This is a genomic window from Streptomyces sp. NPDC046727, assembly GCF_040645635.1.
Classification (GTDB): domain Bacteria; phylum Actinomycetota; class Actinomycetes; order Streptomycetales; family Streptomycetaceae; genus Streptomyces.
In genome coordinates this window covers 169,056-182,229 of the sequence record NZ_JBEYYR010000015.1, presented here as the reverse complement: position 1 = coordinate 182,229, position 13,174 = coordinate 169,056, and the positions used below count along the sequence as shown (strand labels likewise).

Below are 13,174 nucleotides of genomic sequence, written 5' to 3'. Positions count from 1 at the left end.
AGCGAAAGGTCCAGTATCCTGGCTGTTCGGTCGCGCGTATGCCCGCGATCACCGCTGCCCAAAGACCCCTGCGGGCGGCGTCCCTTCGAGTTCGTAGATCGAAAGCAGGAATGGCTTCCAACGCCCGCCTCGACCACCGCAACCCCCTCGTGATCGACACGCACGAGCTGGGCCGGCGTCCTGGTGCGCTGCAGCGCCTGACCCGCGACGTCGACGCTCCCAGGGATCTCGGCATCCAGGGAGTCATCGGAGTGCCGGAAGGCGCCCCGCTGGAACTCGAACTCCGCCTTGAGTCGGTCATGGAAGGGGTGCTTGTCACAGGCACCGCCCGTGCAGCGGCCGAGGGGGAGTGCGTAAGGTGTCTGGAGCCGGTCGAGCTGGAGCTTCGAGCGGACTTCCAGGAGATGTTCTCGTACCCTGACGCCGACGACCGGGGCCGTGTGATCGCGGAACCGGGCGACGACGCCGAGGACGACGAGGACAGGCTCTTCATCGAGGACGGTCTGATCGACCTCGAACCCGTGCTGCGCGATGCGGTGGTGCTCGCACTGCCGATGCAGCCGGTGTGCCAGGACGACTGCCCCGGCCTGTGCTCCGAGTGCGGAGCCCGGCTCGCGGACGACCCGGACCACCACCACGACGCCGTCGACATCCGTTGGGCGGCATTGCAGGGACTCGCCGGTTCGTTGAAGGACGGCGAGAAGGACGAGATGAGCGGCGCCGAAGCGGGCGTCGACGAGAAGCAGGAGAAGTAGCCGTGGCTGTTCCGAAGCGGAAGATGTCGCGCAGCAACACGCGCCACCGCCGGTCGCAGTGGAAGGCTGCGGTCCCCACCCTGGTTGCGTGCGAGCGCTGCCACGAGCCCAAGCAGCAGCACATTGCGTGCCCGTCTTGCGGCACCTACAACAAGCGCCAGGTCCTCGAAGTCTGAGCGGCTGGTGAGAGGCACCGTGTCCACGCCAAAGAAGAACTCAGCGGACAACACGGCCTCGTCCCACACGCTTCTGGAAGGGCGGCTCGGCTACCACGTCGAGTCCGCCCTTCTGGTGCGAGCGCTGACCCACCGTTCCTACGCGTACGAGAACGGCGGTCTGCCGACGAACGAGCGGCTGGAGTTCCTCGGGGACTCCGTGCTCGGCCTCGTCGTCACGGACACGCTGTACCGCACCCACCCCGACCTGCCCGAAGGCCAGCTGGCCAAGCTGCGGGCCGCGGTGGTCAACTCGCGTGCACTGGCGGAGGTCGGCCGCGGCCTGGACCTGGGCGCCTTCATCCGGCTCGGCCGGGGTGAAGAGGGCACGGGCGGCCGGGACAAGGCATCCATCCTCGCCGACACCCTTGAAGCGGTGATCGGTGCGGTCTATCTCGACCAGGGCCTCGACGCGGCCTCCGAACTGGTGCACCGCCTGTTCGACCCGCTGATCGAGAAGTCCTCCAACCTGGGCGCCGGCCTGGACTGGAAGACGTCCCTCCAGGAGCTGACCGCGATCGAGGGACTCGGCGTGCCCGAGTACCTGGTCACGGAGACCGGCCCCGACCACGAGAAGACCTTCACTGCTGCCGCCCGCGTCGGAGGCGTCTCGTACGGCACCGGCACCGGCCGCAGCAAGAAGGAGGCGGAGCAGCAGGCAGCCGAGTCCGCCTGGCGGTCCATCCGGGCCGCCGCGGACGAGCGCGCCAAGGCGGCCAAGGAGCCGGCCAAGGAGCCTGTGAAGGAGACGGCCGACGAAGCCGTCAAGGGCGGCGACACGCCGTCCGCCACCGCCTGACCGAGCGGTACACGCTGCACAAGCAGCACGCGAGCGCCCGCCCGGCCGTCCACGCCGGCGCGGGCGCTCGGCTCGTCCACCGGTCCGTACGGTTCTGACAGGGGTCCCGATGCCCGAGTTGCCCGAGGTCGAGGTCGTCCGGCGTGGCCTGGAGCGCTGGGTCGCCCACCGGACCGTCGCCGAGACCGAGGTGCTGCACCCGCGTGCCGTACGCCGGCACCTCGCCGGCCCCGACGACTTCGCGCACCGGCTCAAGGGCCACCACATCGGCACGCCCCGCCGGCGCGGCAAGTACCTGTGGCTGCCGCTGGAGGAGACGAACCAGTCCGTCCTCGCCCACCTCGGCATGAGCGGCCAGCTGCTGGTCCAGCCGCACGACGCGCCGGACGAGAAGCACCTGCGCATCCGCGTCCGGTTCGCCGACGCCCTCGGCACCGAACTCCGCTTCGTCGACCAACGCACCTTCGGCGGACTGTCGTTGCACGACAACACCCCCGACGGCCTGCCCGACGTCATCGCGCACATCGCCCGCGACCCACTGGACCCGCTCTTCGACGACGAGGCCTTCCACCAGGCGCTGCGCCGCAAGCGGACCACCATCAAGCGGGCCCTGCTGGACCAGTCGCTGATCAGCGGGGTCGGCAACATCTACGCGGACGAGGCCCTGTGGCGCGCCCGCATCCACTACGAGCGCCCGACCGCGGGCCTCACCCGCCCGGTCACGCGGGAACTCCTCGGCCACGTCCGGGACGTGATGAACGAGGCCCTCGCCGTCGGCGGCACCAGCTTCGACAGCCTGTACGTCAACGTCAACGGCGAGTCCGGCTACTTCGACCGCTCCCTGGACGCGTACGGCCGCGAGGGCCTGCCCTGCAAGCGCTGCGGTACGCCCATGCGCCGCCGGCCCTGGATGAACCGTTCCAGCTACTTCTGCCCGAAGTGTCAGAGGGCGCCGCGCGTCTCGTCGTAACGCGCGCGGGCGGCGAGCACGTCGTCCATCGAGCCCTCCACACAGTGGATGAGCGCCAGCAGCCGCTCGGCGACCTGGCGGCCGAGGGGGGTCAGCTCGTAGTCCACGCGCGGCGGGTTCGTCGGCTGCGCCTCGCGGTGCACCAGACCGTCGCGCTCCAGCGCGTGCAGCGTCTGGGACAGCATCTTCTCGCTCACCCCGTCGACGCGCCGGCGCAGCTCGTTGAAGCGCAGCGAACCCTCGTACAGCGCGCCGAGCGTCAGCCCGCCCCAGCGGCCCGTGACGTGCTCCAGCGTGTCCCGTGAGGGGCAGGCCTTGGCGAAGACGTTGTACGCGAGGTCGTCCTGGTCCTGGGCGGTGGTGGCGGTCATGACGGCAAGGGTACGCCGAAGCAGCGCTTACCACCAGGTTGCACTAACCAGAAGTTAGTGCTTTCCTTTTGTCATCGCTCGCGAGCTGCTCTCTCAGTCGAGCCGCCCTTTCCGCTGCCCCTTTCGAGGAGTCCGCATGACCACGCCCGTCGTTTCCATCGCCTACCACTCCGGCTACGGCCACACCACCGTGATCGCCGAGGCCGTGCGCACCGGTGCCGTCGAGGCGGGTGCCGAGGTGCACCTGATCAAGGTGGACGAGATCACCGAGGAGCAGTGGGAGACGCTGGACCGCTCCGACGTGATCGTCTTCGGCTCGCCCACCTACATGGGCACCGCCTCCGGAGCCTTCCACGCGTTCGCCGAGGCGACCTCCAAGCGCTGGTTCGGCCAGGACTGGAAGGACAAGCTGGCCGCCGGCTTCACCAACTCCGCCTCCAAGAGCGGCGACAAGCTGCACACCCTGCAGTTCTTCCAGACGCTCGCCGCCCAGCACGGAATGCACTGGGTCAACCTCGGCCTGCTCCCCGGCTGGAACAGCAGCACCGCCTCCGAGAACGACCTCAACCGCCTCGGCTTCTTCACCGGCGCCGCCGCCCAGAGCAACAACGACCAGGGTCCCGAGGGCGTCCACAAGGCCGACATAGCCACCGCCGAGCACCTGGGCCGCCGGGTGACGGAGACGGCGAAGATCTTCGCGCGCGGACGCGCCGCCGCGTAAGGCCGCGCCCGTCCGGCTGCTGTACATCCTTGCTGTACAGCAGCCGGACGCGCGAGGTACAACATCGCCATGACGACACGACCGACGCGGGCGATGTGGTGGGCCGAGACGGCGGTCTGCCTCACCGTGGCCGCCGCGACCCTCACGGCGATCGCGTTCCTGGGATCGTCGGCCGCCGGCGGCCGTCACGTGACTCTCGACGTCGTGCCGTCGACCGTGTCGATCGCGCTGTCCCTCGGCGCCGGCATCTTCGTGAGCGGCCGGTTCAGGGCGTGGGGGTTGCGCCGCAGAGCCGCGTGCCCCCCACCACCAGGGCGCTGAGCCGCGGGATTCTCAGTACCCGAAGTCCTGTGTCCACCAGGGGCCGCCCGGGCCGAAGTGGACGCCGACACCGAGGGTCTTGAAGTTGCAGCTCAGGATGTTGGCGCGGTGGCCGGGGCTGTTCATCCAGGCAGCCATCACAGCCGCCGCGTCGGCCTGTCCGCGGGCTATGTTCTCGCCGCCGAGGTCGGTGATGCCGGCCTTCGCGGCCCGGTCCCACGGCGAGTTGCCGTCCGGGTCGGTGTGGTCGAAGAAGCCCCGCGCGGCCATGTCGTCGCTGAACGTCTCGGCCAGCCCGGTCAGCGAGGAGTTCGCCGCCAGCGGGCTGCAGCCGGCCTTCGCCCGCTCGTCGTTGACGAGCTTCAGCACCTCGGCCTCGGCGGCGGCCTCCTTCGACACCGTCACCGGGGAGGAGGACGGCGCGGGCGCCTTGGTGGCCGTACGGGACGGGGTGGCCTTCGGCTCAGCGGGCTCGGCCGACTTGGAGGGCTTGCTGGGCGTGGTGGGCGTGGAGGGCGTGGACGGGGTGAGCCTCGGCGCCGGCTTCTTGGCGGCCGTCTTCGAGGGGGCGGGCTTCGACGGGGCCGTCCTCGATGGAGCCGTCTTCGTAGGGGCCGGCTTCGGCGAGGCCGTCTTCGTCGGGGTCGGCTTGGGGGACGCCGACTTCGAGGCAGAGGCAGAGGCAGACGCAGAACTGGAGGCAGAGGCCGCGGTCGAGGCCGACGGGCTCGGGGAATCACCACGTCCGGCGCTTCCGCCGACTGTCCCGCTGGTGGAGCTGCCGGTGGGACCGCTGTGGGCGCTGCCCGAGGTGCCGCCCTGTTCGCTCGCCGTGTTGCCGGGTGAGTCGGCGACCTGCGGCCGCTCCCCGCCGGTGGTGTGCGTGCTGCCGCCGAGCTGGTAGTTCTCCAGGCCTGGTACGACGCCCGTGGCCACCGCGATCGTGCCGAGGGCGACGGCCACGGACACCCCGAGCAGCCCCATACGCACCGGTCGTGCGGCCTTGCCGCGCCGGGGGCGGTCGGCGGACGGCCCATCGGCCGGGGTGAAACCGCCCCCCGCGGAGCCGGAGCCGGAGCCGGAGGAGCTGGGGCTGGAGCCGGGTGTGGCCGGTGCCCCGTCGTGGTCCGTCGCGAAGAGATACGCCTGGGCCTTCGCGTCGGCCTCGGCGTACGCCTCCGGGTTCAGGTAGGGCGCTATGCCCATGGGTATCGGCCGTTCCCCCGCGGACGAGTGCCGGGCGTCGCCGCTCCCCGCGCCGGAACGCTGCGTGTCCGTGACCCCCGTGGCGCGGCCCTTGGCGGCGCGGCCGGCGGCGGAGCGTCGGTGGCGTCCCATGTCCTTGCCCTCTTCCTCGTGCTCGCGGTCGACCCGTGTCCGCACGGCGAGTGACTCGCTGGCGAGGGACTCCTTCTGGCCGACCCCACCCACTCGATCGAGTGGGTTTTCATATGCGATTCATTGGGTCCGGACGGTACCCCATGGCGCTGGGGGACGATGTGTCCCGAGCGACACCGGCCGGTTAGGTTGCACCCATGAGCGAGGATGTACGACTGGTCGCCTGGGTGCGTGGACACGTGCAGGGCGTGGGTTTTCGCTGGTTCACGCGTGCCAAGGCACTGGAGATCGGCGGGTTGAGTGGTTTTGCTCTCAATTTGGCCGACGGCCGGGTCCAGGTGGTCGCGGAGGGGTCACGGGAGGGCTGCGAGGGGCTGCTGGGCTGGCTCCAGGGCAGCGACACGCCCGGGCGCGTGGACGGCGTCACCGAGATCTGGGACACACCCCGCGGCGGCTACGACGGCTTCGCCGTTCGCTGAACCGATACGGCAGAGCCCCGCGGGCCGGGGCGCGGGGAGCTGCCAAAGGCACGTGCGCGAAGCGAAAACGCCCTGGTGGTTGCCAAGACGGGCGGGGCATGGCAGGCTCCGCAGGTACTGCTGGTCACCACGCCCTGAGGGTTCCGGAGAGGTCACAGCGCCGCCGTTTTTCCGGCCGCGCGCCCCGGTTTGCCCACCAATACAGGGCGTGATCGTGTTGACCGTCAAACTTTTTGGTGAGACGCTGAAAGCCCCGCGCACCTTAGCTGTTTGGCATGGAACAACAGCAGAGCAACACCCGGATGTGCCAAGCACCGCGGGTGCGAATCCCTCACGACCCACACCGCATCGGTCGGTCACTCAGTGTGGAGGACCATCCATCATGGCAAAGGCGCTTCTCGGTTACGTCGGCGGCTCCGACCCTCGACTCCTCGCCGAGATGCGACGGCTGCAGCAGCGTGTCCAGGACCTGGAGTCCGAGCTGGTACGGATCCAGGCGGAGAACGAAGCGCTGACGGCTGCCGCCTCTCAGGACAGGATCATGGAGAGCATCGACGCACACCAGGCGGAGCCTGCGCTCACCTGATCGTTGCATCGCTCCACGACAGCAGTCACAGCGATCGGGCTGCCCGTATCAACCGCTCAGTTGGTCGGACGGCTGAGACCCAGCCGTCAGAGAGTTGCAAGGGACGCTTCGGCGTCCCTTCTTTCTTCCCCCGCGCATCCTTTCACCTTCTTTAACGTCTGGTGTGCCCTGCATGTTCAATGGTGAAACCGCGCGGTTGCGAGGGTTCATGGAGTGAGATAGCGGCGGCGGGTAGAGTCCGGCGGCGTGCACCTCAAGGCCCTGACCCTCCGCGGGTTCAAGTCGTTCGCCTCGGCGACCACACTCCGGTTCGAACCGGGGATCACGTGTGTCGTCGGCCCGAACGGCTCGGGCAAGTCCAATGTCGTGGACGCGCTCAGCTGGGTCATGGGCGAGCAGGGCGCCAAGTCGCTGCGCGGCGGCAAGATGGAGGACGTCATCTTCGCCGGCACCACCGGCCGTCCGCCGCTGGGCCGCGCCGAGGTGTCCCTGACCATCGACAACTCCGACGGGGCGCTGCCCATCGAGTACGCCGAGGTCACCATCACGCGGATCATGTTCCGCAACGGCGGCAGCGAGTACCAGATCAACGGTGACACCTGCCGCCTCCTGGACATCCAGGAACTCCTCTCCGACTCCGGCATCGGCCGCGAGATGCACGTCATCGTCGGCCAGGGCCAGCTCGACTCCGTCCTGCACGCCGATCCCATGGGCCGCCGCGCCTTCATCGAAGAGGCCGCGGGCGTGCTGAAGCACCGCAAGCGCAAGGAGAAGGCGCTCCGCAAGCTGGACGCGATGCAGGCCAACCTCGCGCGCGTGCAGGACCTCACCGACGAACTGCGCCGCCAGCTCAAGCCGCTGGGCCGGCAGGCGGCGGTGGCGCGCCGGGCCGCCGTCATCCAGGCCGACCTCCGCGACGCCCGCCTGCGGCTCCTCGCCGACGACCTCGTTCGCCTGCGCGAAGCCCTGCGGGCCGAGATCGCCGACGAGGCGGCCCTGAAGGAACGCAAGGAGAGCGCCGAGCAGGAGCTGAAGAAGGCCCTGACCCGCGAGGCCCTGCTGGAGGACGAGGTACGCCGGCTCACTCCGCGCCTCCAGCGCGCCCAGCAGACCTGGTACGAGCTGTCCCAGCTGGCCGAGCGCGTCCGCGGCACCGTCTCGCTGGCCGACGCCCGGGTCAAGAGCGCCACCTCCGCGCCCCCCGACGAGCGGCGCGGCCGGGACCCCGAGGACCTGGAGCGCGAGGCCGCCCGCATCCGCGAGCAGGAGGCGGAACTGGAAGCCGCCCTGGAAGCGGCCCAGCGCGCACTGGACGACACCGTCGCCCACCGCGCCGAACTTGAGCGCGAGCTGGCCATGGAGGAGCGCCGGCTGAAGGATGTCGCGCGTGCCATCGCCGACCGCCGTGAGGGCCTGGCCCGGCTGACCGGGCAGGTGGGCGCGGCCCGCTCGCGCGCCGCCTCCGCCCAGGCCGAGATCGACCGGCTGGCCACGGCCCGCGACGAGGCACAGGAACGTGCGGTGCGCGCGCAGGAGGAGTACGAGGCACTGCAGGCCGAGGTCGACGGCCGGGACGCCGGCGACGCGGACCTGGCCGAGCAGCACGAGGCCGCGAAGCAGCAGCTCACCGACGCCGAGACCGCCTTGAGCACGGCCCGCGAGGCACTCAGCGCCGCCGAGCGCAGCCGTGCGGCGACCCAGGCTCGCCACGAGGCGCTGGCGCTGGGCCTGCGCCGGAAGGACGGCACCGGAATACTGCTGGGGGCAAGGGACCGGCTCACCGGGGTGCTGGGTCCGGCGGCGGAGCTGCTGACCGTGACGCCGGGTTACGAGGTCGCACTGGCCGCGGCCTTCGGCGCGGCGGCGGACGCGATCGCCGTGACGACCCCCGCGGCGGCCGCCGAGGCGATCAAGCTGCTGCGTAAGCAGGACGGCGGCCGGGCGGCCCTGCTCCTGGCAGGCGCCCCGGAGGAAGCGCCCCGCGGGGGCGCGGGGCAGCATCAGTGTGCGGTTCCGCCGCGGGGCGTGACCGGCCACGACGAACCGGTGGACGCCGGACTGCCTGCCACCGCCCTCTCTGCGGAGCGCCTCGTCCGCGGCCCCGCCGAGCTGATGCCCGCCGTACGACGCCTGCTGCGCGGAATGGTCGTGGTCGAAGACCTGGACGACGCCGAGGCCCTGATCTACTCCCGCCCGGAGCTGACCGCCGTCACCACTGAAGGCGACCTCCTCGGCGCCCACTTCGCGCACGGCGGTTCCGCCGGGGCGCCCAGCCTGCTGGAGGTGCAGGCGTCCGTCGACGAGGCCGCGGCCGAGCTGGCCGAGCTGGCGGTGCGGTGCGCGGAGCTGGCCGAGGAACAGCAGGTGGCGGCCGAGCGCCGCAGGCGGACCGCCGCCCTCGTGGAAGAGATCGCAGAGCGCCGCCGCGCCGCCGACCGCGAGAAGTCGGCCGTCGCCCAGCAGCTCGGCCGGCTCGCCGGCCAGGCGCGCGGCGCCGCCGGGGAGGCCGAGCGTTCGGCCGCGGCGGCGGCACGCGCGCAGGAGGCGCTGGACAAGGCCGTACAGGAGGCCGAAGAGCTGGCCGAGCGGCTGGCCGTCGCCGAGGAGATGCCGGTGGAGGAGGAGCCGGACACCTCCGTGCGGGACCGGCTCGCCGCCGACGGGGCCAATGCCCGGCAGACCGAGATGGAGGCCCGCCTCCAGGTCCGTACGCACGAGGAGCGGGTCAAGGGGCTCGCCGGGCGTGCCGACTCGCTCGACCGCGCGGCCCGCGCCGAACGCGAGGCACGCGCGCGTGCCGAGCAGCGCCGGGCCCGGCTGCGGCACGAGGCGGCCGTGGCCGAGGCCGTCGCCTCCGGCGCCCGGCAGCTGCTCGCGCATGTCGAGGCGTCCCTCGCCCGGGCCGAGCAGGAGCGTTCCGCCGCCGAGGCCGCCAAGGTCCGCGGCGAGCAGGAGCTGTCCGCCGCGCGCGCCCAGGGACGTGACCTCAAGGCCGAACTCGACAAGCTCACCGACTCCGTCCACCGGGGCGAGGTGCTCGGCGCCGAGAAGCGGCTGCGCATCGAGCAGCTGGAGACCAGGGCGCTGGAGGAGCTGGGCGTCGAACCGGAGGGGCTGGTGACGGAGTACGGCCCGCACCAGCTCGTGCCCCCGTCGCCCCCCGCCGACGGCGAGCGGCTGCCCGAGGACCCGGAGCACCCGCGCAACCAGCCCCGCCCCTTCGTCCGGGCCGAGCAGGAGAAGCGGCTCAAGGCCGCCGAGCGGGCGTACCAGCAGCTGGGCAAGGTCAACCCGCTGGCGCTGGAGGAGTTCGCGGCGCTGGAGGAGCGGCACAAGTTCCTCAGCGAGCAGCTGGAGGACCTGAAGAAGACCCGCGCCGATCTGCTCCAGGTGGTGAAGGAGGTCGACGAGCGCGTCGAACAGGTCTTCACCGAGGCGTACCGGGACACCGCGCGCGAGTTCGAGGGCGTATTCAGCCGGCTGTTCCCGGGCGGCGAGGGCCGCCTGGTGCTGACCGACCCCGACAACATGCTGACCACGGGCGTGGACGTCGAGGCGCGTCCGCCGGGCAAGAAGGTCAAGCGGCTCTCCCTGCTCTCCGGCGGCGAGCGCTCGCTGACGGCCGTCGCGCTGCTGGTGTCGATCTTCAAGGCCCGGCCGAGCCCGTTCTACGTCATGGACGAGGTCGAGGCCGCGCTGGACGACACCAACCTCCAGCGGCTCATCCGGATCATGCAGGAGCTGCAGGAGGCCTCGCAGCTGATCGTGATCACGCACCAGAAGCGCACGATGGAGGTCGCCGACGCGCTCTACGGCGTGTCCATGCAGGGCGATGGTGTGTCGAAGGTCATCTCCCAGCGACTCCGCTACCCCTCTGTTCAAGAAGTGAACACAAACCCCTCGGGCATATCTCAAAACTCACAGCACTTGAACTATTGACTTCGAAACTTGAAGGCATAGTCTCTGCAACGTTGCTTTTACCTTCAGGTCTCACCTGTAAGGGCTCTACCCCCACCGGCAGCGTTGCCGTGGCCCGAGGAGATTCACGTGACCAGCACAGCGCAGGCACCTCAGTCAGGAGCCAGGACGGCTCATCCCGAGCATCTCGGGCACGTCATCTTCATCGCGGCGGCTGCCGCCATGGGCGGCTTCCTCTTCGGCTACGACAGCTCCGTGATCAACGGCGCCGTCGAGGCGATCCGGGACCGCTACGACATCGGCTCCGCGGCCCTCGCCCAGGTCATCGCGATCGCCCTGATCGGCTGCGCCATCGGCGCCGCGACCGCCGGCCGCATAGCCGACCGCATCGGCCGCATCCGGGTCATGCAGATCGCCGCGGTCCTCTTCGTCGTCAGCGCCGTCGGCTCCGCGCTGCCCTTCTCCCTGTGGGACTTCGCCTTCTGGCGCGTCATCGGCGGCTTCGCCATCGGCATGGCCTCCGTGATCGGCCCGGCCTACATCGCCGAGGTCGCCCCGCCCGCCTACCGTGGCCGGCTCGGCTCCTTCCAGCAGGCCGCGATCGTCGTCGGCATCGCCATCTCCCAGCTGGTCAACTGGGGTCTGCTCAACGCCGCCGGCGGTGACCAGCGCGGCAAGCTGATGGGCCTGGAGGCCTGGCAGGTCATGCTCGGCGTGATGGTCGTCCCGGCCGCGCTGTACGGCCTGCTGTCCTTCGCGATCCCCGAGTCCCCGCGCTTCCTGCTCTCGGTCGGCAAGCGCGACCGCGCCAAGGAGATCCTCGCCGAGGTCGAGGGCACGGGCATCGACCTGGACGCCCGCGTCGCCGAGATCGAGCACGCGATGACGAGCGAGCACAAGTCCTCCTTCAAGGACCTGCTCGGCGGCGGCTTCTTCTTCAAGCCGATCGTCTGGATCGGTATCGGCCTGTCGGTCTTCCAGCAGTTCGTCGGCATCAACGTCGCGTTCTACTACTCCTCGACGCTGTGGCAGTCGGTCGGTGTCGACCCGACGGACTCGTTCTTCTATTCCTTCACGACGTCGATCATCAACATCGTCGGCACCGTGATCGCGATGATCTTCGTGGACCGCGTCGGCCGCAAGCCGCTCGCCCTCATCGGCTCCGTCGGCATGGCCGTCGGCCTCGCGCTGGAGGCCTGGGCGTTCTCCTCCCACCTGGTCGACGGCAAGCTGCCCGCCACCCAGGGCTGGATCGCCCTGATCGCCGCCCACGTGTTCGTCCTCTTCTTCGCCCTGTCCTGGGGTGTGGTCGTCTGGGTCATGCTCGGCGAGATGTTCCCGAACAAGATCCGTGCCGCCGCCCTGGGCGTGGCCGCCGCCGCGCAGTGGATCGCCAACTGGGCCATCACCGCGAGCTTCCCGTCGCTGGCCGACTGGAACCTGGCCGGCACCTACGTGATCTACACGGTCTTCGCCGCGCTCTCCATCCCGTTCGTCCTGAAGTTCGTCAAGGAGACCAAGGGCAAGTCCCTGGAGGAGATGGGCTGAGCCTCGTAGCGAGGCCCCCGAACTCGGGGAGAAGGGCCAAGTCCCCGCTGCCCCTCTCCTCGTACCGTCCGCCGCCCCCGTTCCGGCCACTGCCCGGAACGGGGGCGGCGGTTCTCGTCCCACCAGACGCACCGAATACCCGCAGCTCAGCCGCTCAGCGCCGGAAGGACCCGCTCCGCGAACAGCCTGAGGCTGCGCCACCCCTCCTCCACCGGCATCCCGCCCGCCAGCGGATGCAGCACCAGGCTGTCCAGGCCCTGCGCCGCGCACTGCTCGGGGGTGAGGATCCGGTACACGCCCTCGGCGCGCAGCTCCTCGACGGTCGTGGCGGCCGACTTCACCGCCGACCGGACCTGCCCCGACTGCCAGGAGGCGTAGGTCCGCGCCTCGTGCAGGAAGTGCCCGCCGTACTCGGCCCACGCCCGGTCCGGGTCCTCGGCGACATGGAGGAGCGGGGTCTCGGCGGCCGGCATCATCGTCCAGCCCTCGGTGCCGTACTCGGTGAGCTTCTCCTTGTAATACGCCTCCAGCTCCGGCAGATGCGCGCTCGGGAAGAACGGCAGGCCCAGCCGGGCGGCGCGGCGGGCGGCGGCCTTCGAGGAGCCGCCGACCAGCAGCAGGGGATGCGGATCGGTGTACGGCCGCGGGGTGAGCCGCACCCTGCGGCCCCGGTACGCGAACTCCTCGCCGGTCCACGCCGCGAGCAGCGTCTCCAGCAGCTCGTCCTGGAGCCGGCCCCGCCGCTTCCAGTCCACGTCGAACAGTGCGTACTCCTCGGGCCGGTAGCCGATCCCGGCCACGGTCACCAGCCGCCCGCCGCTCAGCAGGTCCAGCACGGCGATGTCCTCGGCCAGCCGCAACGGGTCGTGCAGCGGGCCGATCACCGCCGACACCGTGACCGCGATCCGGCGGGTGGCCCCGAAGACCGCGCCCGCGAAGGCGAACGGCGACGGCAGCCAGTTGTTCTCCGCGCCGTGGTGCTCCTCGGTCTGCACGGTGCTGATCCCGTGCTCGTCGGCGTACGCGGCCATCTCCAGGGCGGCCCGGTAGCGGGCGGAGAGGGCGGCGGGACCGGCGCCGGGCGCGACGAGGTTGAAACGTACGACGGTGACGGGCATGCGAAGTCCCCCTCCGGTAGGACTCGGTGGAGGGG

At 70.8% G+C, this 13,174-nt stretch carries 12 protein-coding genes and 1 pseudogene; 10 read left to right on the top strand and 3 right to left on the bottom strand.

Translation table 11 applies throughout. From position 1 onward, the window contains the following. Nucleotides 1-110: 110 nt before the first annotated feature. From ABZ937_RS20710 to mutM, 4 genes are all read left to right on the top strand, one after another. Nucleotides 111-755, top strand: coding sequence for a YceD family protein (locus ABZ937_RS20710; RefSeq protein WP_361693817.1), 645 nt, complete (start codon nt 111-113; stop codon nt 753-755). A 2-nt stretch (nt 756-757) separates the two neighbouring features. Beyond that, the gene (rpmF, locus tag ABZ937_RS20705; RefSeq protein WP_003951102.1) at nt 758-931 is read left to right on the top strand and encodes a 50S ribosomal protein L32; all 174 of its coding nucleotides are present in this window, start codon (nt 758-760) and stop codon (nt 929-931) included. Nucleotides 932-950: 19 nt separating this feature from the next. Beyond that, nucleotides 951-1,769 carry a ribonuclease III gene (gene rnc, locus ABZ937_RS20700; RefSeq protein WP_361693815.1) on the top strand — a complete coding sequence of 273 codons (819 nt, stop codon included), beginning with the start codon at nt 951-953 and terminating at the stop codon, nt 1,767-1,769. A 109-nt stretch (nt 1,770-1,878) separates the two neighbouring features. Beyond that, on the top strand, nt 1,879-2,739 hold the full coding sequence (gene mutM, locus ABZ937_RS20695; protein ID WP_361693813.1) for a bifunctional DNA-formamidopyrimidine glycosylase/DNA-(apurinic or apyrimidinic site) lyase: 861 nt from the start codon (nt 1,879-1,881) through the stop codon (nt 2,737-2,739). On the opposite strand, the gene ABZ937_RS20690 is transcribed toward mutM, so the two are convergent. Further along, entirely contained in the window at nt 2,712-3,110 is a 399-nt protein-coding gene (locus tag ABZ937_RS20690; RefSeq protein WP_361693811.1) for a helix-turn-helix domain-containing protein, read from the bottom strand. The genes mutM and ABZ937_RS20690 overlap by 28 nt on opposite strands. A 136-nt stretch (nt 3,111-3,246) precedes the next feature. Between ABZ937_RS20690 and ABZ937_RS20685 the strand changes: the two genes are divergently transcribed. Then, on the top strand, nt 3,247-3,831 hold the full coding sequence (locus tag ABZ937_RS20685; RefSeq protein WP_361693809.1) for a flavodoxin family protein: 585 nt from the start codon (nt 3,247-3,249) through the stop codon (nt 3,829-3,831). A gap of 69 nt (nt 3,832-3,900) precedes the next feature. Beyond that, complete coding sequence (locus ABZ937_RS20680; RefSeq protein ID WP_361693807.1) at nt 3,901-4,152, top strand: hypothetical protein; 252 nt, start codon at nt 3,901-3,903, stop codon at nt 4,150-4,152. Nucleotides 4,153-4,164: 12 nt separating this feature from the next. Here ABZ937_RS20680 and ABZ937_RS20675 read toward each other — a convergent pair whose 3' ends face one another. Then, nucleotides 4,165-5,490 carry a CAP domain-containing protein gene (locus ABZ937_RS20675; RefSeq protein ID WP_361693852.1) on the bottom strand — a complete coding sequence of 442 codons (1,326 nt, stop codon included), beginning with the start codon at nt 5,488-5,490 and terminating at the stop codon, nt 4,165-4,167. Nucleotides 5,491-5,687: 197 nt separating this feature from the next. On the opposite strand from ABZ937_RS20675, the gene ABZ937_RS20670 reads away from it, so the two are divergent. The 4 genes and pseudogenes from ABZ937_RS20670 (at nt 5,688) to ABZ937_RS20655 (ending at nt 12,021) form a co-directional block, all read left to right on the top strand. Continuing rightward, nucleotides 5,688-5,969: an acylphosphatase gene (locus tag ABZ937_RS20670; protein WP_361693805.1), complete on the top strand. Its 282-nt coding sequence runs from the start codon at nt 5,688-5,690 to the stop codon at nt 5,967-5,969. A gap of 382 nt (nt 5,970-6,351) precedes the next feature. Further along, nucleotides 6,352-6,555, top strand: a complete 204-nt coding sequence (locus ABZ937_RS20665) for a hypothetical protein (protein WP_014675251.1) — start codon at nt 6,352-6,354, stop codon at nt 6,553-6,555. Nucleotides 6,556-6,801: 246 nt separating this feature from the next. Further along, nucleotides 6,802-10,422, top strand: a pseudogene (smc, locus tag ABZ937_RS20660) (chromosome segregation protein SMC); the annotation flags it as partial. A gap of 180 nt (nt 10,423-10,602) precedes the next feature. Continuing rightward, a complete protein-coding gene (locus tag ABZ937_RS20655) occupies nt 10,603-12,021 on the top strand; it encodes a sugar porter family MFS transporter (RefSeq protein ID WP_361693803.1) in 1,419 nt (472 codons plus the stop codon). A 146-nt stretch (nt 12,022-12,167) separates the two neighbouring features. Here ABZ937_RS20655 and ABZ937_RS20650 read toward each other — a convergent pair whose 3' ends face one another. Beyond that, entirely contained in the window at nt 12,168-13,139 is a 972-nt protein-coding gene (locus tag ABZ937_RS20650) for an LLM class flavin-dependent oxidoreductase (protein WP_361693801.1), read from the bottom strand. Nucleotides 13,140-13,174: the final 35 nt, after the last annotated feature.